The sequence below is a fragment of the Streptomyces albus subsp. albus genome (assembly GCF_000719865.1).
In the GTDB taxonomy this organism is placed as follows: Bacteria; Actinomycetota; Actinomycetes; order Streptomycetales; family Streptomycetaceae; genus Streptomyces; species Streptomyces albus_E.
The window spans coordinates 88,010-110,296 of record NZ_JOID01000017.1 but is presented as its reverse complement, the minus strand read 5'-3'; the positions used below and the strand labels follow the sequence as shown (position 1 = coordinate 110,296).

Below are 22,287 nucleotides of genomic sequence, written 5' to 3'. Positions count from 1 at the left end.
CGTCGGGTCACGCGCAAGTTACACACCGCAACGCCGGAAGCGCACCGCGCGAGCATGCCCGCCTGCCCTGGGGCGGGTGTGCCCGCGACCAGGGCGGTAGGCCACCGGCGACCCCAAACCCGTGACAGAGCACTGGAGTTCGCCATGCCCGAGATCCCCCTCGTACCCGCTCACTGGCGCTTCCCGGCCCACCCCACCTCCGTACAGCACGCCCGGCACGCCGTCGCCGCATCGCTGCCGCAGGCCCTTCGGCCCCACCTCGGCGACGACCTCGGCCTGTTGACCTCCGAGCTGGTCACCAACGCCATCCGCCACGGCGCCTGCCGGGAGGAAGAGGAGCTGATCGAACTCGTCCTGTGGCCGGCCGACGGTCACTACTGGCTCGCCGTCTCCGACCCGGGAACGGGCAAGCCAACACTGACCCACCCGGACGCGAACTCCGAGAGTGGCCGGGGCCTCCTCCTCGTCGACAGCCTCGCCACAGCCTGGACCGTCCGCCCCCGCCCCACACGCGGAACCTCCGTAATCGCGGGACTCTCGTTCAGCCGGGCGGCTGAACCCGGCGGAACGGGCGGCAGGGAGGAGTTCGGGAGGCCGGGCGGGGCAGGCTGCCAGTGTGTCGCCCGTATCGGGGGTCGTCCCGTTACGGGAGAAGCGGCAAACCGCCGTCCGGCTCGGCCTCGCGCCGCTCGGGGGACGGAGCTCCCAGCTGCCCCGGGATTGCAGTAGCCGGCATAGTGACCGTCTTCTTGGGTCCGAACATCAGGCTGGACGGCTCCTGCGTCCGGCGGTCGGACACGACGATCCCGCCGCGCCACTTCCCCACGGGGTCCTGGTACCGGAACTGCAGCTTCTTCAGCTGCCGCCCGAACTGCTCCCGCAATGGCCGGTAAGCGTCGTCGCAGTGCACGTTCCACGTCACGTCGGCCAGGTAGGCGTGGCACGCGATGGGGAACAGTAGGGAGGACACCACGAGATCGGCGAGCTGGAGGAGCGTGTGGGTGTCGCTGTGGCCGAAGACCGGCGACTCGATGACCCCGCGGAGGCTGTCACCACCCGTGCGGTACTTGCGGGTGGTCACGCAGTGCACGTTGGGAGCGTTCTTCACCTTCGTGCGGCTGTCGAGGACCATCATGCCGCGCGAGTGCTCATGGGCGAGCTGCGCCTGGAAGGTCTCGTTCAGCGCGGCGACGGAGGCCGGATACACCCCGGACTCGTCGAATGCCAGCCCTTCCTCTTTGATCCACACGCGGGCGAGGATGCGGGCTTCGTGGGATTCCAGTATGTCGAGCAGCGAAGCCACCAGCTCCATGGCCGCGCGTCGCCAACTGTGGTTGCCCGCACGGAGGTTCTTGCGGACGTCCGAGCCCTTGATCTCGTGCTGGATCACCTCTGAGAGCTGGTCCGCGTTCCGCAGCTGCGGCCGGTAGTGCTTCTTGATGTCGAGAAAGGCCCAGGTGAGGGACCTTACCTGGGCTCGTGGCACGGTGAATCCGCCGACGACGAGGACCGGCGGAGCGTCAGGCCTCATAGGGGTGAGTGTCTGCCCGTTGCCCGCCTCGTCGATGTAGCACAGATGCACCGAACCTCCCGAAAACACGTCTGTGGCCGCCCCCGAAGGGACGGCCACAGGGTCTGCGCAGCCATATGCGCGGTTTTTTGCTTGCTGAGCCCGATCCTGCCGACAACGGCTACGGTCGGTCAAGTCGAGGACACGTTGCGTGGTATCAGTTTCGGCCAACCTTGACGGGCGAGGCCGAGAAACGCCGCCCAGGGAGCCTGGCGCGACGGCGAGGCTGGGGGTTGCTGGGCCGAGCAAGATGGTGTGCGCGGAGTCCGACGTCTGAGGCGCCAGGCGGTGGGGTCTCGAACCTGTCAAGTCTGGATGGCGCGAGGTTCGGGGGCCGTAGGATCCTCTGTGTGATTACGGGCGAGCTGAAGAGCAAGGTGGGGCGCGTCTGGGACGCGTTCTGGTCGGGTGGCATCTCGAATCCGCTGGAGGTGATGGAGCAGATCACGTACCTGCTCTTCATCAAGCGGCTGGACGAGATCCAGACCCGCAAGGACCGCAAGGCGACGGCAACGGGCAAGCCCGACCCGGACCCATTCTTCTCGGACGACCAGCAGGATCTGCGCTGGCAGAACTTCAAGGTCAAGGACCCCGAGATCATGTACGGGCTCGTCGCCGACGGCGTCTTCCCGTACCTGCGTCGCATGGGCGGGGAAGAATCGACGTACTCCCACCATATGAAGGACGCCCGGTTCACGATCCCGGGGCCCAACCTTCTGGCGAAGGTCGTCGATCTGCTCGACGACATCTCCATGGACAGCAGCGACACCAAGGGCGACATCTACGAGTACCTGCTCGCGAAGATCGCCACATCAGGCCAGAACGGACAGTTCCGCACGCCGCGCCACATCATCGACCTGATGGTCGAGATGACCCAGCCGGGGCCGCGTGACGAGATCTGCGACCCGGCGTGCGGCACGGCGGGCTTCCTGGTGCAGGCGGCGTCGTACGTGCGGCGGGTGCACCGCGAAGCGCTGCTCGGAGGGGAGCAGCGCAAGCACTTCAACGAGTCGATGTTCCACGGCTTCGACTTCGACTCCACGATGCTCCGCATCGGCTCGATGAACATGCTTCTGCACGGCATCGAGAACCCGGACATCCGTTACCGTGACTCGCTCGCGGAGAACGCGGCCGGCGAGGCCGAGCGCTACTCCCTGATCCTGGCGAATCCGCCCTTCGCGGGGAGCCTGGACTATGAGTCCACGGCGGTGGACCTCCAGCGCATCGTCAAGACGAAGAAGACGGAACTGCTGTTCCTGGCTCTGTTCTTGCGGCTCCTGAAGCCCGGTGGCCGGGCCGCCGTCATCGTCCCGGACGGTGTGCTGTTCGGTTCGACCAAGGCGCACAAGGAACTGCGCCGCATCCTGGTGGAGGAACAGCAGCTCCAGGCGGTGGTCAAGCTCCCGAGCGGGGTCTTCAAGCCGTACGCCGGTGTCTCGACGGCGATCCTGTTCTTCACGAAGACGGACTCGGGCGGCACGGACCACATCTGGTTCTACGACGTGCAGGCGGACGGACTGAGCCTGGACGACAAGCGCAACCCGCTGCTTGTGGAGGAGCGCCTGGGCGTCTGCCCGCAGGGCGACCCGCTGACGCCGGACGAGCTCCTGAAGAACAACCTCCCGGACGTCCTGGCCCGCTGGCAGGAACGAGACGGCACGGAGAGGAACCGGGCCAGGACCGAGCAGAGCTTCTGCGTACCCAAGACGGACATCGCAGCCCAGGGCTACGACCTCTCCCTGAACCGCTACAAGGAGATCGTCCATGAGGAAGTCGTGACGCGGACGCCGAAGGAAATCCTGGCGGACCTAGATCAGTTGAACGAGGAGATCGCCAAAGGAACGGCGGAGCTAAAGGGGATGCTGGCGTGAGCGCGTCCATGGTCCGTATCGGCGACGTTAGCGAGCAGATTCGTGGTGTCACATACGGAAAGGCGGATGCCACCTCGAAGAGTACCCCGGGGTATCTCCCGATTCTCCGAGCAGGGAATATTGGAGAATCGGGGATTACATTCGATGATCTGGTCTATGTTCCTTCCGCGAAGGTGGCAGAACGGCAACTGATTCGCCAAGGTGACGTTCTGATCGCAGCGTCAAGCGGCAGTTTGTCCGCAGTCGGGAAGGCGGCGCAGGCCGCCGAAGATTTCGCCGGTGCATTCGGGGCCTTTTGTAAGGTGCTTCGCCCGTGTGAAAGAGTTGACGCGCGCTATTTTGGGCACTTTTTCCGTACTGCTTCATATCGGCGACATGTTGCCAATGTGGCGGCCGGAGCGAATATCAACAATCTTCGCAATGAGCATCTAGATGGATTGATCTTGCGCTTGCCATCCTTCATGGAGCAAAAGCGTATCGCCGCCGTTCTCGACCAGGTGGATACCGTCCGTGCCAAGCGTCGGGAGGCCATCGTCCTCCTCGACGACCTGGCGCGATCGATCTACTTCAATATGTTCGGTAATCTTGTTGAAGTAGCTGAGAAGGTTCCGCTTTCAAGCGTCGCGAATATTGCATCAGGGATTACCAAAGGGCGCAAGGAGCCGATTGGGGAGCTCCAAAACGTTCCATACTTGGCAGTCGTCAATGTGCAAGATCGAAAGCTTAACCTTTCGACAGTCAAGGAGATTTCCGTATCGGTGGCTGAACTGGAACGTTTCAGGCTGCAGTCGGAGGACTTGTTGCTGACTGAGGGCGGTGACCCGGACAAGTTGGGACGGGGAACCCTGTGGCGTGGAGAGCTTCCGGTGTGTATCCATCAAAATCACCTGTTCCGAGTTCGAGTGATGGATCGTGAAGATGTCGACCCGGTCTACTTGAACTGGGTTATTTCGTCGAATTATGGAAAGAACTATTTCTTGCGTACCGCGAAGCAAACGACCGGCATCGCATCGATCAACAAGTCGCAACTTGGCGCTTTTCCCCTCCCGATGCCGCCACTCGTGCAGCAGAGAGAGTTCCGTGCCCGGATCGAAAGGGTGGAGGCACATCAGCAAGCGCACCGCATCCACCTAGCAGCCCTCGACGAACTCTTCACCTCCCTGCAGCGCCGTGCCTTTTCCGGCACTCTCTGGGAGAGTGAAGCCCCAAGCGACGCGGCGTAAGCCGCTTTCGCCGTTCGCGGTGCATCACACCGATCGCACCACCAGCACCACAGCCGCCCGTGCGGCCGGGCAGGGGAGCCCGGCCTCCGGATGGTTCTGCCGTAGGAGACGGACCGATACGTCGGCCTCGTGCGGGCTGGGACGCCGAGCCCCGGACCTGTACGACAGGGCCGCCACAGGGGAGAGGGACACCGCACCGCCATGGGTAGCGAGCAGAACGGTGAGAGCGGCCAGAAGAGCGATGGCCAGGGCCAGGCCAGTCACGACAAACACGCCCGCGACCGTGCCGCAGCCGACAGCATCGGCCATACGGCGGGCGGTAACTTCGCCTTCCTGCGCGCCGAGTGGCCCGACCTCTACGACGAAGCGATCCATGCCGAGCGGTTGATCCACCACGATCCCCGTGCCGCCTGCTTCTACGCCCGACGCGCCATCGAGATCACGGCCCGTTGGATGTACGACACGGACAGCAGCCTCAGCGAGCCCTACAAGAAAGACCTCGCGGCGATGCTCCACGAGCCGAGCTTCCGGCAGCTCGTCGGGCCGACGGTCAACGCCAAGATGGACCTTATCCGTCGGCACGGCAACAACGCCGTGCACAAGGCCGCCCCGGTTCCGAAGACCGTCGCCGAGGCCAGCGTCAAGGAGCTGTTCCACTCCCTCTACTGGTTCGCCCGTACCTACACCCGCCAGGCCGCCGCGCTGCCGCCCGCCGGGCTGGAGTTCGACACCGGCGTCGTACCGCGCCCCCTCTCCCCACAGGCCCGCGCGCTGAAGCAGGCCGAGCTCAAAGCCAAGGAGGCGGAGGACGAGGCACGCTTCAAGGAGCAGGCGGAGCAGCTCGCGGCCGAGCGGGCCCAGAACGCGGACCTCGCCCGGCAGCTCGAAGAGCTCAAAGCGCAGATCGCCGCCGCGAAGGCCGCCAACCAGGCCGTGCGGGACACCCACGACTACGACGAGCAGGCCACCCGGGACGCCTTCATCGACCTGCTCCTCAAGGAAGCGGGCTGGGACCTCCTCACCCGGGGAAAGGACACCGAGTACCCGATAGCAACCGGGATGCCCACCAAGACGGGCAAGGGGTTCGTCGACTACGTGCTCTGGGGCGACGACGGCAAGCCCCTCGCCGTCGTCGAGGCCAAACGGACCCAGCGGGACGCTCGCGACGGGCAGCAGCAGGCGAAGCTGTACGCCGACGCCCTCGAGAAGCAGTTCAACCGCCGCCCGGTGATCTTCTACAGCAACGGGTACGAGACCTACCTCTGGGACGACGGTCTTGGCTACCCGCCCCGCCAGGTGCAGGGCTTCTTCACCAAGGACGAGCTGCACTGGCACATTCGCCAGCGCGCCGGACGCCTCTCCCTAACGGCCACGCCGGTGAACGAGAAGATCGCCGGCCGCCCCTACCAACTCCGGGCGATCAAGCGGGTGGGCGAGACCTTCGAGCGGGACCGGGGCCGTCAGGCGCTACTCGTCATGGCGACCGGCACCGGCAAGACCCGCACCACCGTGGCCCTCGTGGACCAGCTGATGAAGGCGGGCTGGGCGCAGAAGGTGCTGTTTCTTGCAGACCGGCAGGCGCTGGTCACCCAGGCGATGAAGGCGTTCAAGGAGAACCTGCCGAACACCCCCGCCGCCAGCCTCCTCGACGACAAGGCCGCCGCGGCCCGCGTCTACCTCTCCACGTACCAGACGATGATGAAGCAGATCAACGTCACCGATGGCGCGGGCCGCCGCCGCTTCGGGCCCGGCTACTTCGACCTGATCATCATCGACGAGGCTCACCGCTCCGTATACGCCAAGTACGGCGAGCTGTTCCGCTACTTCGACTCACTGCTGCTCGGCCTGACCGCCACGCCCAAGGACGAGATCGACCACAACACGTACAAGCTGTTCGCCATGGAGGACGGGGTGCCGACCGACTCCTACGACCTCCATGAAGCCGCCGCCGAGGGTTACCTCGTCCTCCCCAAGGCGGTGAAGGTGCCGCTGAAGTTCATGGAGCAGGGCATTCGGTACGACGACCTCTCGGAGGAGGAGAAGGCCGAGTGGGATGCCAAGGAGTGGACCGAGGACGGTGACATCCCGGACGCGGTGGGTCGGCACGAGATGAACAAGTTCCTCTTTAACGAGGACACGGTGGACAAGATGCTGGAGACGCTGATGACGCGCGGCCACCGCGTCGAGGGCGGCGATCGGCTCGGCAAGACGATCATCTTCGCGAAGAACAACGACCACGCCCGCTACATCGAGGAGCGCTACAACGAGAACTACCGGCAGGGTGCCGGCCACACGGCGCGCGTGATCACGTACAAGGAAACGTACGCCCAGTCCCTCATCGACGACTTCTCCAACCCGAAGAACCCGCCAAACGCCCCGGACATCGCCATCTCCGTCGACATGCTCGACACCGGCATCGACGTGCCCGAAGTGGTGAACCTGGTCTTCGCCAAGCCGGTCTTCTCCAAGACCAAGTTCTGGCAGATGATCGGCCGCGGCACCCGACTGCGTCCCGCCCTGTACGGCCCCGACCCCGACAACCTCGACCACAACAAGAAGAACTTCTACGTCTTCGACTTCTGCGGCAACATTGACTTCTTCAACAGCCAGCTCGACAGGTCAGAGGGGCGCAGGGCTGCCACCCTCACCGAAAAGCTCCTCCAGCGCCAGCTCGATCTCGTCCGGGTCCTGGACAAGCGGCACCAGCCCGATCCCGCACGGGACGCCGGCCCCGACGCGATCGGCACCGAGGCGGAGATCCGCTGGTCGCTGGCTCACCGGCTGCACCACACCATCACCGGCATGAACCTGGACAACTTCTTGGTCCGCCCGCACCGCCGGGAGGTCGAGGTCTTCAGTGACTTCGGCAGCTGGCACCGGGTGGACGACGACGCGGACACCGCGATCCGTGACCACCTGCTCGGACTGCCCAGCGAGTTCCGCCCGGACGACGAGGAGACGGGCGAGGAGGCCAAGCGGTTCGACCTGATGGCGTACGGTCTCCAGCTCGCCGCGCTGGAAGGCAGCAAGGAGTTCGCCAAGCTGCGCGCGAAGATCCAGGACATCGCTTCCAACTTGCTCACCAAGACCAACATCCCGGCGGTCGGCGAACAGGCCGAGCTGCTGGAAGCGGTGGCGGGCGATGAATGGTGGGACGGCGTCACACTCCCGCTGCTGGAGGACATGCGGCGCCGTATGCGCCGACTGGCCCGTCTCACCGATCCCAAGGTCAAGCGGAAGGTCGTCTACACCGACTTCGCCGACACCCTCGGCGAAATCACCGAGGCCGAGATCCAGGGGATGCCCCAGGGCACGGACGAGCAGCGCTTCAAGCAGAAGGCCCGGGCCTACCTCCTGCGTCATGAGGACCAGCCGGTGGTGCGCAAGCTGCGTCTCAATGAACAGATCACTCAGTTCGATCTCTCGGGCCTGGAGCAGATCTTCCTCGCAGAAGCCATCGCCTCGCCCGAAGACTTGGACGAGGTGCGGTCTTCCGTCGGCCTGGGTGTGTTTGTACGTGGGCTGTGCGGGCTGGACCGGCAGGCGGCACAGAAGGCATTCGAGACCTTCGTGACGGGCAAGCAACTCAACTCCCGCCAGCTCGACTTCCTGACGCTGATCATCGATACGGTGGCCAAGCGCGGAATCCTGGGCTTGGGCGACCTCTACGAGGACTCATTCGCTGATCTTGCCCCCGGTGGCCCGGACGACCTATTCACGGGTGACGAGCTCGATGACCTCAGGGTCATCTTCAACAAACTGGAGCGGACAGCCAAGCCCACCACCTTGGCGGCCTAGTTAACTTCCCGGTCTTGGCCTAAAGCCGTGGAGCCGACCGCCCCGGCCACGACGTGTTCTGACCTCAGGCACTGTGTGTCTGTCTCTTGGGCGGGAGCGGGCGGCCGGCGGTGCCGAGCGGGAGACATGAGCGCGGGCGCCGCCGGTCGCCCGCGCCCGCCCGGAGACGAAGCGGCGACAGGGCTTTACGGAGCGGTTGAGGAATCGAAACCGGCACAGTTTTCTTGCGAGTTCTGCTACCGCTCGAGGGAAACCCAGATGTCGAAAGCGCGCTGGGCTTCCCCTAGCAACTGCGCGAGCTTTGGGAACTCGTCATCGATCATCTGCCAGTCACAGATCAAGCAGCCGTCAATGAGGGCCGTCCAAGCGGTGACGAAGTGTTTGAGGCACTCCCGGATGTGCTGTTGGTAGGCAAGCACGTGACGGACTTGGCGTTGGCGGCGCTTCGCCTCGATCTCGTCCTGGTCCGGAGGCATGTGTCGCACGAACGGCGATGGAATGGGTTCCGGTCCGCGATCTGGATCGAGAACCCCGGCCCCGCGGTGGTGCAGCTCTGTGGTCTGGAGGATCAAGCTCTCAAAGTCGCTCCGCTTGGCGGTAGCCACTTCTCGGGCGAATGCCTGCATGATCCAGTCCCAGTCGGCCGCGTATCGCGGCTCTGGGCCGTGCCAGGTGGTTGTGCGCGCGTGGAGGGCGCGGACCTCATCACCGGTCCTGCGCAGCCGGGAGTGCATAGATTCCCAGTCCCTGTACAAGCTATTGACGCTCTCGCGGTCGTCCTCGTCTTCGTCGTGCTCGTGATCAAGGCTCACGTCTACCCCCTCGTTAGTAGTGAGTCGCGGGCTGGAAGCGTAGTGGTAGTGCGTCGTATAAGTCCCGAGGTCCCCGGCCGTCGGCCGCAGAGCCGACTGCGCATCGCGATTCGTCCGGCGAGTAAGAGCGCTGCTATATGCATGGTGGAGTCAAGACCGGTCCGTCATGCCGGTAGCCCAAGAAGCCGAGTGCGGCATGACGGCGCAGTCGGCGGGGGTTGCCATGTTGCCAGTCCTGTTCTTCTTGACGGAGGCGCGACTATCCCAAGGGGTGAGCGACCTGCGGCGATGTTCCAAAGTCCCGTCCACGCCTCGTCCACAGACCCCGGCATACGACCGCTCCGGGCGCATGCGCCTGCACATACGCGAAGACCCCGGCCTCAGCGTTTCCGCTGGTGACGGGGTCTTGGGCACCTCATACAGGGTGCCCCCGGCAGGATTCGAACCTGCGCACACGGCTCCGGAGGCCGTTGCTCTATCCCCTGAGCTACGGGGGCGTGTCGTTCGCGTTCGCGGCGACGGGTAGAACCCTACCAGCTCCAGGGGGGTGCCCATGAACGGCATTTCGTGGGGTGGGGGAGGGGTGCGGAAGGGCCCCTGTCCGCTGGTTCCGGTCTCCTCCCAGGGGCGGTGGGTGGGGTCCCGCCGCAGTGGGGATACGGGGTGTTGGTTCTCGTCTTCGGGAGGTCCGGCGGCAGCTGGCTCGGCTCCTCCGGCCCGGTCGGGCCCTCGTCGTGGCTCGTCCCGCGCCCCCGGACCGGTTCCCTCCGGGCTCCCCTAGCGCATGCGTCGCGCACGGCGCATCCGGTCGGGGAAAGCTCCCTCGGAGGGGGCGGAAGTGGGGAAAAGCCGGACGCGGGGGGAGCTCGCGACCTACTCTCGAGTTGTGCCTGGCTCGTTCGCCCGGGTCCTTGTGGTCGACGACAACAAGGTGATCCGGCAGCTGATCAGGGTCAACCTCGAACTTGAAGGGTTCGAGGTCGTGACCGCGGCCGATGGTGCCGAGTGTCTGGACGTCATTCACGACGTGCGTCCGGACGTCGTCACCCTGGATGTAGTGATGCCCCGCCTCGACGGGTTACGTACGGCCACCCGTCTGCACGAGGACCCGCGGACCCGGAATCTGCCCGTCGCGATCATCAGTGCCTGCACCCAGCAGGAGGTCGACGCCGGACAGGCCGCCGGGGTCGACGCGTTCCTCGCCAAGCCCTTCGAGCCGGCCGATCTCGTGCGGCTCGTCCGGCGGCTGGCGCGTGCGGGGAAGCGGTCCCCCGGGGAGCCGCCGGCCGGTGAGCTCTCCGACGGGGACAGCGCGCCCTCGGCCCGCCCGGCGGGCTGACGGTCCAGCTGAGGGCAGGCGCGGCGCGGCGGCATGCCGCCCGTGCCCTGTCCGCACAGTCCGCGCCGCCCTCGTCGCCCACCGCGTCCGGCCTGTGAAACGGTTCGCGGAACCACCCCGCACCTCCCCTACGCTGGAAGCGTGACCCCCGCCCAGCTCTCCCAGACCGTGCTGCGCACCGTGCGCCATGCCGTCGCGGACGGCGAGCTGCGCGTGCCCGTACCCGAGCGGGTGGCCGTCAAGCGGGCCTCCCGTCCCGGTCACGGCGACTACGCGACCGGGGTCGCCCTCCAACTCGCCCGCCCCGCCGGGCTCCCCGCCCTCGGCGTGGCCGGAATCCTCCGGTCCCGTCTGGCCGCCGTGTCCGGTATCGAGCTCGTCGAGGTCTCCGGTCCCGGCTTCCTCAACATCACCCTGGCCGACGGTTCCGGCGCCGCCCTCGTACGGGACATCCTCCGGCGCGGCACCGCCTACGGGCACGGTGACGCACTGGCCGGCGAACACATCGAGCTGGCCTTCCCCGGCGAGACCCGCGCCGCCGTCACCGCCGACGCCCTCCGCCGCGTCCTCCGCTCCCAGGGCGCCCTCGCCACCATCCGCTGCACCGGACCGGTGGCCGATCCCGGCTGGGCCGGCCTCCGTGTGAGCCTCGACACCGGCACCATCCCCGGTGCCCCCGGCGCTGATGGTCGCGGAGATCCGCGCGGCCCGGTCGCCGACGCCCGCGCCCGCGTAGGGGCCGCCCCGGGCCGGCTCACGGTCCGTCCCGTGCCCGTCCGGGCCTCCGCCGACGAGCTGCTCCGCACCCTCGGGGCCGACGCCGCCCGCTGGGCCCTTCTCCGGCCCGCCGCCCACGACCACCCCCGCCTCACCGGCGACGAGCACGACCCCCTGCTCGTCCAGCGCGAGTCGAACCCCCTCTTCCGGGTTCGGTACGCCCATGCCCGCGCCTGCGCGCTCGCACGGAACGCCGCCGACCTCGGGGTCGAATCCCTTCCCGGAGACCTCGGGACCGGAGACGGTTCCGGCGGCCCCGGCAGCCCCGGTGCGCCGGCCGGCCCGTCCTCCGCCCGTGACCTGCTCGCCGCCCTCCGCGAGTACCCCGCAGTCCTCGACGCCGCCGCCCGGCACCGCGCCCCCGACCGCATAGCGCGCCACCTCGAGCAGCTCGCCGACGCCTTCTTCCGTTTCCACGACGCCTGCCCCGTCCTCCCGCGCGGCGACGAGAAACCCGGGGCCGCCCACCGGGCCCGGACCGCCCTCGCCGAGGCGACCGGGACGGTGCTCGCCGGCGGCCTGCTCCTGCTCGGCATCGACGCACCCGCACACCTCTGATCCGACGCCCGCCGAGACGGTGGTCCGGAGTCGCGTAACGGCCCGAAGCCACCTGACGGACCCCAGCCGCGACGCGGACGAGACGACCGACTCCGCACGGGCACCACCCACCCCAGCGCCACCACCCAGGAGAGCCCAGAGCGCCATGAGCCGTTCCGCACACCCCGCCGGGCCCCGGCACGCCGATGTCCTGCCCGAGGGCCACTACACCGCCCCGCCCGCCGACCTCAACGCCCTCGACCCCCGCGTCTGGTCGCGCACCGTCACCCGTGACGACGACGGCGTCGCCACCCTCGGCGGCATCCCCGTCACCCGTCTCGCCGAGGAGTTCGGCACCCCCGCCTACTTCCTCGACGAGGACGACTTCCGCGCCCGCTGCCGCGCCTGGCACGACGCCTTCGGCGGCGAGGCCGACGTCTTCTACGCCGGCAAGGCCTTCCTCTCCCGCGCGGTCGTCCGCTGGCTGTACGAGGAGGGCCTCAACCTCGACGTCTGCTCCGCCGGCGAGCTGAGCACCGCCCTCGCCGGCGGCATGCCCGCCGAGCGCATCGCGCTGCACGGCAACAACAAGACCTCCGACGAGATCGAGCGCGCCATCACCGCGGGCGTCGGCCGGATCGTCCTCGACTCCTTCCAGGAGATCGTGCGGGTCGCGCACATCGCCGAGCGCCTCGGCCGCCGCCAGCGCGTGCAGATCCGCGTCACCGTCGGTGTCGAGGCCCACACCCACGAGTTCATCGCCACCGCGCACGAGGACCAGAAGTTCGGCATCGCCCTCGCCGACGGCCAGGCCGCCGAGGCCGTGCGCCGCGTCCTCAAGCTCGACAGCCTCGAACTGGCGGGCATCCACTCCCACATCGGCTCCCAGATCTTCGACATGGCCGGCTTCGAGGTCTCCGCCCGCCGCGTCGTCCAGCTCCTCGCCGAGGTGCGCGACGAACACGGCGTCGAGCTGCCCGAGATCGACCTCGGCGGCGGCCTCGGCATCGCCTACACCTCCGAGGACGACCCCCGCGAACCGCACGAGATCGCCAAGTCGCTGAGCGACATCGTGACCCGCGAGTGCGCCGCCGCCGGCCTCGCCGTCCCCCGGATCTCCGTGGAGCCCGGCCGCGCCATCGTCGGCCCGACGACCTTCACCCTCTACGAGGTCGGCACCCTCAAGGAGCTTCCCGGCCTGCGCACCTACGTCAGCGTGGACGGCGGCATGTCCGACAACATCCGCACCGCGCTCTACGACGCCGAGTACTCCGTCGCCCTCGCCTCCCGCGTCTCCACCGCCGGGCCCATGCTCTCCCGGGTCGTCGGCAAGCACTGCGAGTCCGGCGACATCGTCGTGAAGGACGCCTTCCTCCCCGCCGACCTGGCCCCCGGCGACCTGCTCGCCGTCCCCGCCACCGGCGCCTACTGCCGCTCCATGGCGAGCAATTACAACCACGCCCTGCGGCCGCCCGTGGTCGCGGTCAAGGACGGCAAGGCCCGCGTCATCATGCGGCGCGAGACGGAGGAGGACCTGCTCCGGCTGGACCTGGGCTGACGGGCACGCGGGACGGCGGGCGCGGGGTGACGGCCCGGCGCGGAGGTGACGGCACGGGCCGGCGGAACGCGGCCGGCCGGCGCCCTACGGCGGGCGCGGAACGACCGGAAGCGGGCTGGCCGTCGGCGCCGGTGGGCAAGGGCCCGGTAGCGGCCCGGGGCGCCGGACACCGGGTGACATCCGCCACCTTCCGCCCCGCACCGTTCCGCTGCCCGGCCCGGCGCGGTAGTCCTGCCGTCGTACTGGTTTCGCCCCAGGAAGCCGGTACGGCGGTCCCGCCGTGCCGTGCGCGGTACCGCAGCGCGCACGGACCCCGGTCCCGCGCCCCCGCACGTCCCACTCGCGCGGCACTTCCCGGCACCCGCCCGGCATCGGGCACCCACCCGGCACCGGGCGCTCGCCCCCGCCCGCCGGCAGTCTCGGAATCCGGACAAACCCCGGAGTGACCCACCCGGTGAGTGAGACTGGTGGGGAGCCAAGATAATCGGGACCCGGGTGTCGGTCCCGGGAACGCCCGGGTGACGTCCCGGGAACGCCCGGGCACGGTTCCCGGAAGCCTGGGGCACAGTGCACGGTTCCGGGCACATCGCGGAGAGACGAGGTCGGATGATGCGTACGCGTCCGCTGAAGGTGGCGCTGCTGGGCTGTGGAGTGGTCGGCTCCGAGGTGGCGCGCATCATGACGACGCACGCGGACGATCTCACGGCGCGCATCGGGGCCCCCGTCGAGCTGGCCGGCATCGCCGTCCGCCGCCCGGACCGGGTCCGCGAGGGCGTGCCCGCCGAGCTGGTCACCACCGACGCCACCGCCCTCGTCAAACGCGGCGACATCGACGTCGTCGTGGAGGTCATCGGCGGCATCGAGCCCGCCCGCACCCTCATCACCACGGCCTTCGAGCACGGCGCGAGCGTCGTCTCCGCCAACAAGGCCCTGCTCGCCGAGGACGGCGCCGCCCTGCACGCCGTCGCCGAACGGCACGGCGCCGATCTGTACTACGAGGCCGCCGTCGCCGGCGCCATCCCCCTGGTCCGCCCGCTGCGCGAGTCCCTGGTCGGCGACAAGGTCAACCGCGTCCTCGGCATCGTCAACGGCACGACCAACTTCATCCTCGACCGCATGGAGACCGGCGGCACCGGCTACTCCGAGGCGCTCGACGAGGCGACGGCCCTGGGCTACGCCGAGGCCGACCCCACCGCGGACGTCGAGGGCTTCGACGCCGCCGCCAAGGCCGCGATCCTCGCCGGCATCGCCTTCCACACCCGCGTCCGCCTGGACGACGTGCACCGCGAGGGCATCACGGAGGTCACCGCCGCCGACATCGCCTCCGCCCGCCGCATGGGCCGCACCGTCAAGCTGCTGGCGATCTGCGAGCGCGCCGAGGACGGCCGCTCCGTCACCGCCCGGGTGCACCCCGCGATGATCCCGCTCAGCCACCCGCTCGCCTCCGTCCGCGAGGCGTACAACGCCGTCTTCGTCGAGGCCGAGGCCGCCGGCCAGCTGATGTTCTACGGGCCCGGCGCCGGCGGCGCGCCCACCGCCTCCGCGGTCCTCGGCGACCTCGTCGCGGTGTGCCGCAACAAGCTCAACGGCGCGACCGGCCCCGGCGAGTCCGCGTACTCGCGGCTCGCGGTGAGCCCGATGGGCGAGGTGGTCACGCGCTACCACATCAGCCTCGACGTCGCCGACAAGCCGGGCGTCCTGGCCCAGGTCGCCGCGGAGTTCAACGAGCACGGGGTGTCCATCGAGACCGTCCACCAGCAGGTCAAGGACGGTGAGGCGTCCCTCGTCGTGGTCACGCACCGGGCCAGCGACGCGGCGCTCTCGGCGACGGTCGGCGCCCTGCGGGCGCTGGACACCGTGCGCGGTGTCGCCGGGATCATGCGGGTCGAAGGGGAGTAAGGAAGAAACCATGGCTGCTGCAAGCACAGGTCCCCGCCGGGGCGCCACCCACCAGTGGCGGGGGGTGATCGAGGAGTACCGCGACCGCCTGCCGGTCACCGCGGACACCCCGGTCGTCACCCTCCGCGAGGGCGGCACGCCGCTCGTCCCCGCGCAGGTGCTCTCCGAGCGCACGGGCTGCGAGGTCCATCTCAAGGTCGAGGGCGCCAACCCCACCGGTTCCTTCAAGGACCGCGGGATGACGATGGCCATCACCCGGGCCAAGGAGGAGGGCGCGCAGGCCGTCATCTGCGCCTCCACGGGCAACACCTCCGCCTCGGCCGCCGCCTACGCGGTGCGGGCCGGGATGGTCTGCGCGGTGCTGGTGCCGCAGGGCAAGATCGCGCTCGGCAAGATGGGTCAGGCCCTGGTGCACGGCGCGAAGATCCTCCAGGTGGACGGGAACTTCGACGACTGCCTGACGCTGGCCCGCGGCCTCTCCGACAAGTACCCGGTGTCGCTGGTCAATTCGGTCAACCCGGTCCGCATCGAGGGCCAGAAGACCGCCGCCTTCGAGATCGCCGACATGCTCGGCGACGCCCCGGACATCCACGTCCTCCCGGTCGGCAACGCGGGCAACATCACCGCCTACTGGCGCGGTTACAGCGAGTACGCGGCCGACGGCATGGCGGACCGGCGCCCGCGGATGTGGGGCTTCCAGGCCTCCGGCTCCGCGCCGATCGTGCGCGGCGAGCCGGTCAAGGACCCGCACACCATCGCGACGGCCATCCGCATCGGCAACCCGGCCTCGTGGGAGTTCGCCGAGCGGGCCCGGGACGAGTCGGGCGGCCTCATCGACGAGGTGACGGACCGTCAAATCCTCGCCGCCTACCGGCTGCTGGCCTCCCAGGAGGGCGTGTTCGTCGAGCCCGCCTCGGCCGCGAGCGTCGCCGGTCTGCTGAAGGCCGCCGAGCAGGGCAAGGTCGACCCCGGCCAGCGCATCGTCTGCACCGTCACCGGCAACGGCCTCAAGGACCCGGACTGGGCCGTGGCCGGCGCCCCGCAGCCGGTGACCGTCCCCGTGGACGCGGACGTGGCGGCGGAGCGGCTCGGCCTGGCCTGATCCGGTTTCGGGAGCCGTGGTCCGGTCCCCGGAGCCCTGATCCGGCCCCGGAAGCGGAGGCCGTCCTCCGGCGCGGACGCGCGTGAACCGCCCGTCCGCGCCGGGCCGCACGGCCCCGCACCGCCCGGCCTCGGCTCCGCACCGGCCTCGCCCCGTACCGTCCGGCACCGGCCTCGCACCGCCGGGCGCGGGCTCCGCACCGCCCACGCCGCAGCGGCCGCGACGGGCCGGCCCGGCCGCAGCGAGTCCCCGCCCTCGCCGGCAGGCGTCCGCAAGCCGCCGTAAACGGTCACAGGAGCCCCGGACCGGGCGGAAACGCCTGGTCCGGCCCGCTCCGGCCGCAACCGACGCAGACCGTATCCGGAAGCACGGAACGGTGACGACACGCATCGTGCGCCTCCTGTGCGCCCTATGTCGCGACAGAACCTTCCTTCGATAGGCTGGAGGAGAACCCCGCCCCTTCAGCCGCTTGCCGGATGCATATGCACGGCACCGGCAGGGCACGCAGAGTACTGGCAGAGCAAGCACCGGCAGGCCGCCACCGGCCCCGGGCGAAGCCCCTGGCAGCAGCATCCGCGGCCCGTCCCCGGCGGGTTCCCCCGGGGGAAATCCCGTTGTTCCGATCCAAGGAGAGTCACCGAGCGATGGCCGGTCCCGCCTTCCGAGCCGCCGCCGTCCGGGTGCGCGTCCCCGCGACCAGCGCCAATCTCGGCCCCGGCTACGACGCCTTCGGCCTCGGCCTGGGCCTGTACGACGACGTCGTGGTCCGCGTCGCCGAGGCGGGGCTCCACGTCGACATCGCCGGCGAGGGCGCGGAAACGCTCCCGCGGGACGAGAGCCACCTCCTCGTACGCTCCCTGCGCACCGCCTTCGACCTGCTCGGCGGGCAGCCGCGCGGCCTCGAAGTGGTCTGCGCCAACCGCATCCCGCACGGCCGCGGGCTGGGTTCCTCCTCCGCCGCCATCTGCGCCGGAATCGTCGCCGCGCGCGCCGTGACCATAGGCGGGGCCGAGAAGCTCGACGACACCGCGCTGCTGGAACTGGCCACCGAGATCGAGGGCCACCCCGACAACGTCGCCGCCTGCCTGCTCGGCGGCTTCACCCTCGCCTGGACCGACGGCGGCTCCGCCCGCGCCATCCGGATGGACCCCGCGCCGAGCGTCGTCCCCGTCGTCTTCGTGCCCTCCACGCCCGTGCTCACCGAGACCGCCCGCGGCCTGCTGCCGCGCATGGTCCCGCACGTCGACGCCGCCGCCAACGCCGGCCGGGCCGCCCTGCTCGTCGAGGCCCTGACCCGGCGCCCCGAACTGCTGCTCGCCGCCACCGAGGACCGGCTCCACCAGGAGTACCGGGCCCCCGCGATGCCGGAGAGCGCGGCCCTGGTCGCCCGGCTCCGCCAGGACGGCGTCCCCGCCGTCATCTCCGGCGCCGGACCGACGGTGCTGGCCCTCGCCGAGGAGAGCACGGCCGACAAGGTCGCGCGGCTCGCCGGGGAGGGATGGGCGGCCAACCGGCTGTCCCTGGACGGCTCGGGCGCCTGCGTCCTGCCGCTCACGGGGCAGGGCGGAATGCCGGGGGGCGCCCCGCGGTCCGCCGGGTGACTTCCAACGATTGCCGGTCTTCGAGAGGGGGAATGTTTGTTGGGTCCGGTAGTGTTAACCTCAAGTCAGCACTTGGCACCTGAGCGGTGCGGTGCTTTGTGTCCCCCTCGGGGACACCATTCTTCCGGGAGCCTCCTCAACTGCCTGTGCAGCCTGCCTGAGCAGATGTGAGCACGCTCCGGAATCGGCGTGGCGGACATCCGGACAGTCTCCCCGCCGGGCCAATCCATTGATTCTCCGCCGTTTCGGCGGGACCACCGCACCGGCCGGTCCGGGACACCCGGGACCGCAGCCGGACAGCACAACCGGTCGCCGAGCCAGACAGGCCGACGCCCGCTCCAGGGAAGGACCCTTCGTGAGCGACACCACCGATCTGATGGGCGTGACTGCCGACGGGAACGTCGGCGCAGCCTCCGCGCCCGCCACGGACGCTCCTGCCGCGCCTGCCACCGGTGCTGCCACTGGCACCCCGAGGCGGCGCCGCTCCGGCACCGGCCTCGAGGGCATGGTCCTGGCCGAGCTGCAGCAGGTTGCCTCCGCGCTCGGCATCAAGGGCACCGCGCGCATGCGCAAGAGCCAACTCATCGAGGTCATCAAGGAGAAGCAGGCGGGCGGCGCCGCCCCCGCCAAGGACTCCGCCGACCAGGCCGCGCCCTCCTCCGAGGCCGCCGCCACCAAGCCGCGCCGCCGCGCCACCTCCAAGGCGCGTACGGGCGAGGAGGCCACCGGCGCCGAGTCCGCGGACCGCGCCGAGGGCAAGACCACCCCCCAGCAGCAGATCGAGATCCCCGGCCAGCCGGCCAGCGACGAGCCGCCGCAGGGCGGCGAGCGCCGCCGGCGCCGCGCGACCGCGCAGGCCGGCAGCCCCGAGGACACCGCCGCCGACACCTCCGCCGGTGCCCAGGAGGGCGACCGCACGCGCGCCGAGACCCGCACCGCGCCCCAGGGCGGGGAGCGGCAGGACGGCGCCGAGGGCCGCGGTGGCAAGGGCGGCGACCGCGACCGCCAGGGCGGTGGCCAGGGCGGCGACCGCCAGGGCGGCCAGAAGGGCGACCGCCGCGAGCGCGGTGAGCGCGGCGACAACCGTGACAACCGCGGTGAGCGCGGCGAGCGCGGCAACAACCGTCGCAACAAGAACGACGACGGCGGCGGCCAGGGCGGCAACCGCCAGCGCGACCAGCGCGGCGGCGGCCAGCAGCAGCGCGAGGACGACGGCGACGACTTCGAGGGCGGCCGCCGCGGCCGCCGCGGCCGCTACCGCGACCGGCGGGGCCGCCGCGGGCGCGAGGAGTTCGCCAACGAGCCGCAGGTCTCCGAGGACGACGTCCTGATCCCCGTCGCGGGCATCCTCGACATCCTCGACAACTACGCGTTCATCCGCACCTCCGGCTACCTGCCGGGCCCGAACGACGTGTACGTCTCCCTCGCCCAGGTCCGCAAGAACGGCCTGCGCAAGGGCGACCACGTCACCGGCGCGGTCCGCCAGCCCCGCGAAGGCGAGCGCCGCGAGAAGTTCAACGCCCTGGTGCGGCTGGACTCGGTGAACGGCATGGCGCCCGAGACGGGCCGCGGACGCCCCGAGTTCGGCAAGCTCACCCCGCTCTACCCGCAGGACCGGCTCCGTCTGGAGACCGAGCCGAACCTGATGACGACCCGGATCATCGACCTGGTCGCGCCGATCGGCAAGGGCCAGCGCGGTCTGATCGTGGCCCCGCCGAAGACCGGCAAGACCATGATCATGCAGGCGATCGCCAACGCGATCACCCGCAACAACCCCGAGTGCCACCTGATGGTCGTCCTCGTCGACGAGCGTCCGGAAGAGGTCACCGACATGCAGCGGTCGGTGAAGGGCGAGGTCATCTCCTCGACCTTCGACCGCCCCGCCGAGGACCACACCACCGTCGCCGAGCTGGCCATCGAGCGGGCCAAGCGCCTGGTCGAGCTGGGTCACGACGTGGTCGTCCTGCTGGACTCGATCACCCGCCTCGGCCGCGCGTACAACCTCGCGGCCCCGGCCTCCGGCCGGATCCTCTCCGGTGGTGTCGACTCCACCGCGCTCTACCCGCCGAAGCGCTTCTTCGGCGCCGCGCGGAACATCGAGGACGGCGGCTCGCTGACCATCCTGGCCACCGCGCTGGTCGACACCGGCTCGCGGATGGACGAGGTGATCTTCGAGGAGTTCAAGGGCACCGGCAACCTGGAGCTGAAGCTCGACCGCAGGCTCTCCGACAAGCGGATCTTCCCCTCGGTGGACGTCGACGCGTCCGGCACCCGCAAGGAGGAGATCCTGCTCGGCAGCGACGAGCTCGCGATCACCTGGAAGCTCCGCCGGGTGCTGCACGCGCTGGACTCCCAGCAGGCCATCGAGCTGCTCCTGGACAAGCTCAAGGAGACCAAGAGCAACGCGGAGTTCCTGCTCCAGATCCAGAAGACGACCCCGGCCCCGGGCAACGGCAACGACTGACCCGGACGCCGCGGCGCCCACGGCGACCGGCAGGGGGCTCCTTCCGCCACGGCGGGGGGAGCCCCCTGCGGCGTACGGGCACGGGCGCCGGGTGAGCCGGCCCGGGTCTGACCGCGCCGTAACGGGGTAACCGGACAGCGACACGTGGGGAGCACATGGCGGACGAAGCGACGAACGGGCAGAGCGGGTCATCCGGCGCCGGCGACAAGGGCGGGACCCGCCGCCGGACGCTGAGGATCACCGCCTGGGTGCTCTCCGCAGCCGTCCTGCTGGGCGGCGCCGGCCTCGGCTACGTCTGGACGAAGCTGAACGGCAACCTCCGGGGCATCGACATCGACGCGGCCCTGGGCACCGACCGGCCCGAGGACGTCGACAACGGCTCGACGGACATCCTGGTGCTCGGCTCCGACTCCCGCAAAGGCGCCAACAAGAAGTACGGCAGCGCCGGCGAGAGCGGCTCCCGCTCCGACACGGCCATGATCGTCCACGTCCACGAGGGCCGCCGCGAGGCCACCGTCGTCAGCATCCCCCGGGACACCCTGGTGCGGCGCCCCGCCTGCGACCACAAGGACGGCGAGGGTACGCACCCGCCCGTCCAGCGGGCCATGTTCAACGAGTCGTACAAGATCGGCGGGCCGGTCTGCGCCGTCAAGACCGCCGAGGCCATGTCCGGCATCCGCATGGACCACTATCTGGAGATCGACTTCACCGGCTTCAAGAAGCTCGTCGACGAACTCGGCGGCGTCGAGCTCACCACCGAGGAGCGGATCGAGGACAAGAAGAGCCGGCTCGACCTGCCCCCCGGCACCCACGTCCTCGACGGCGAGCAGGCCCTCGGCCTGGTCCGCACCCGGCACGCCATCGGCAACGGCAGCGACCTCGGCCGGATACACCTCCAGCAGGCCTTCCTCAAGGCCCTGCTCGACCAGATCGGCGAGATCGGCCTCTTCAGCGACCCCGGCAGGCTCTACGGCGTCGCCGACACCGCCACCAAGGCCCTCACCACCGACTCCGGGCTGTCCGGCGTGAAGAAGCTGCTGGACTTCTCCCGGAGCATGCGGGAGATCGACTCCGAGGACCTGGACATGATCACCCTGCCGGTGGAGTACGACCGCGCGGACGGCAACCGCGTGGTGCCGATCACGGACAAGACCCGCACCGTCTGGGACGCCCTCCGCCGGGACCGGCCCGTCCCGGAGTCCGCCACCGAGGGCTCCGCAGCCGATCTGGCCCGCGAGGACTCCGACGAGGTGCTCGGCGGCTCCTGACCCGGCGGGGCCCCGGCCGGCCCGCGCCCGGAATAGAACGGCCCGTCCCCCGGTTTTGGGAGATGCGCCCGGTCCTGGCAGACTGGTGCGTCGGCCCCGGTTCACGTACGGGCGGTTACCCCACCTCGTCCGCCATCGGGCAGGCGGGGCCCGGACGACCCGGTGCCCTCCCGAACCTTAGGAGCATCCCTTGAAGCGCGACATCCACCCCGAGTACGTCGAGACCCAGGTGAGCTGCACCTGCGGAGCCTCGTTCACCACGCGCAGCACCGTCAAGGAGGGCGCCATCCGCGCCGACGTGTGCTCCGAGTGCCACCCGTTCTACACGGGCAAGCAGAAGATCCTCGACACGGGTGGCCGCGTGGCCCGCTTCGAGGCCCGCTTCGGCAAGAACGCCGGGTCCGCCAAGAAGTAGCGACCCCACGGCGCCGGACTCCGGCCGCCCCTTCTGCCAGGGGCGGCCGGACC

At 69.7% G+C, this 22,287-nt stretch carries 15 protein-coding genes and 1 tRNA gene; 13 read left to right on the top strand and 3 right to left on the bottom strand.

Translation table 11 applies throughout. From position 1 onward, the window contains the following. The first annotated feature begins 54 nt into the window (after window positions 1-54). Complete coding sequence (locus IF83_RS35475) at window positions 55-729, top strand: ATP-binding protein (protein ID WP_347877110.1); 675 nt, start codon at window positions 55-57, stop codon at window positions 727-729. On the opposite strand, the gene IF83_RS0119430 is transcribed toward IF83_RS35475, so the two are convergent. Then, window positions 644-1,582 (bottom strand): DUF3800 domain-containing protein, encoded by a 939-nt coding sequence (locus tag IF83_RS0119430; RefSeq protein ID WP_030545823.1) that lies wholly within the window; start codon window positions 1,580-1,582, stop codon window positions 644-646. The genes IF83_RS35475 and IF83_RS0119430 overlap by 86 nt on opposite strands. A gap of 338 nt (window positions 1,583-1,920) precedes the next feature. On the opposite strand from IF83_RS0119430, the gene IF83_RS0119425 reads away from it, so the two are divergent. The 3 genes from IF83_RS0119425 to IF83_RS0119415 all read left to right on the top strand — a co-directional run bounded on the left by IF83_RS0119425 (window position 1,921) and on the right by IF83_RS0119415 (window position 8,462). Then, the gene (locus IF83_RS0119425; RefSeq protein ID WP_030545821.1) at window positions 1,921-3,441 is read left to right on the top strand and encodes a type I restriction-modification system subunit M; all 1,521 of its coding nucleotides are present in this window, start codon (window positions 1,921-1,923) and stop codon (window positions 3,439-3,441) included. Continuing rightward, complete coding sequence (locus IF83_RS0119420) at window positions 3,438-4,664, top strand: restriction endonuclease subunit S (RefSeq protein ID WP_107046820.1); 1,227 nt, start codon at window positions 3,438-3,440, stop codon at window positions 4,662-4,664. The genes IF83_RS0119425 and IF83_RS0119420 overlap by 4 nt, the downstream gene beginning before the upstream one ends. Before the next feature lie 201 nt (window positions 4,665-4,865). Next, window positions 4,866-8,462 (top strand): DEAD/DEAH box helicase family protein, encoded by a 3,597-nt coding sequence (locus IF83_RS0119415; protein ID WP_078843627.1) that lies wholly within the window; start codon window positions 4,866-4,868, stop codon window positions 8,460-8,462. A 236-nt stretch (window positions 8,463-8,698) separates the two neighbouring features. Here IF83_RS0119415 and IF83_RS0119410 read toward each other — a convergent pair whose 3' ends face one another. Together IF83_RS0119410 and IF83_RS0119405 are read right to left on the bottom strand one after the other, a co-directional pair. After that, entirely contained in the window at window positions 8,699-9,274 is a 576-nt protein-coding gene (locus IF83_RS0119410; RefSeq protein WP_030545815.1) for a hypothetical protein, read from the bottom strand. Between the two features lie 425 nt (window positions 9,275-9,699). Then, window positions 9,700-9,771: transfer RNA gene (locus IF83_RS0119405), tRNA-Arg, on the bottom strand. 287 nt (window positions 9,772-10,058) lie between these two features. Between IF83_RS0119405 and IF83_RS0119400 the strand changes: the two genes are divergently transcribed. The 9 genes from IF83_RS0119400 to rpmE all read left to right on the top strand — a co-directional run bounded on the left by IF83_RS0119400 (window position 10,059) and on the right by rpmE (window position 22,234). Next, a complete protein-coding gene (locus IF83_RS0119400; protein WP_078843626.1) occupies window positions 10,059-10,613 on the top strand; it encodes a response regulator in 555 nt (184 codons plus the stop codon). 141 nt (window positions 10,614-10,754) lie between these two features. Continuing rightward, a complete protein-coding gene (gene nrtL / locus IF83_RS0119395; RefSeq protein ID WP_030545812.1) occupies window positions 10,755-11,948 on the top strand; it encodes an ArgS-related anticodon-binding protein NrtL in 1,194 nt (397 codons plus the stop codon). Between the two features lie 145 nt (window positions 11,949-12,093). Then, window positions 12,094-13,485, top strand: coding sequence for a diaminopimelate decarboxylase (lysA, locus tag IF83_RS0119390; protein ID WP_030545810.1), 1,392 nt, complete (start codon window positions 12,094-12,096; stop codon window positions 13,483-13,485). A 606-nt stretch (window positions 13,486-14,091) separates the two neighbouring features. Next, window positions 14,092-15,384, top strand: coding sequence for a homoserine dehydrogenase (locus tag IF83_RS0119385; RefSeq protein ID WP_030545808.1), 1,293 nt, complete (start codon window positions 14,092-14,094; stop codon window positions 15,382-15,384). Between the two features lie 10 nt (window positions 15,385-15,394). Next, complete coding sequence (thrC, locus tag IF83_RS0119380) at window positions 15,395-16,486, top strand: threonine synthase (RefSeq protein WP_051722956.1); 1,092 nt, start codon at window positions 15,395-15,397, stop codon at window positions 16,484-16,486. Window positions 16,487-17,130: 644 nt separating this feature from the next. Then, window positions 17,131-18,087 (top strand): homoserine kinase, encoded by a 957-nt coding sequence (gene thrB, locus IF83_RS0119375; protein WP_030545805.1) that lies wholly within the window; start codon window positions 17,131-17,133, stop codon window positions 18,085-18,087. A 355-nt stretch (window positions 18,088-18,442) separates the two neighbouring features. Then, window positions 18,443-20,551: a transcription termination factor Rho gene (gene rho / locus IF83_RS0119370; RefSeq protein WP_030545803.1), complete on the top strand. Its 2,109-nt coding sequence runs from the start codon at window positions 18,443-18,445 to the stop codon at window positions 20,549-20,551. Window positions 20,552-20,706: 155 nt separating this feature from the next. Next, a complete protein-coding gene (locus IF83_RS0119365) occupies window positions 20,707-21,819 on the top strand; it encodes an LCP family protein (RefSeq protein ID WP_030545801.1) in 1,113 nt (370 codons plus the stop codon). A gap of 190 nt (window positions 21,820-22,009) precedes the next feature. Next, on the top strand, window positions 22,010-22,234 hold the full coding sequence (rpmE, locus tag IF83_RS0119360) for a 50S ribosomal protein L31 (protein ID WP_030545799.1): 225 nt from the start codon (window positions 22,010-22,012) through the stop codon (window positions 22,232-22,234). Window positions 22,235-22,287 lie beyond the last annotated feature (53 nt).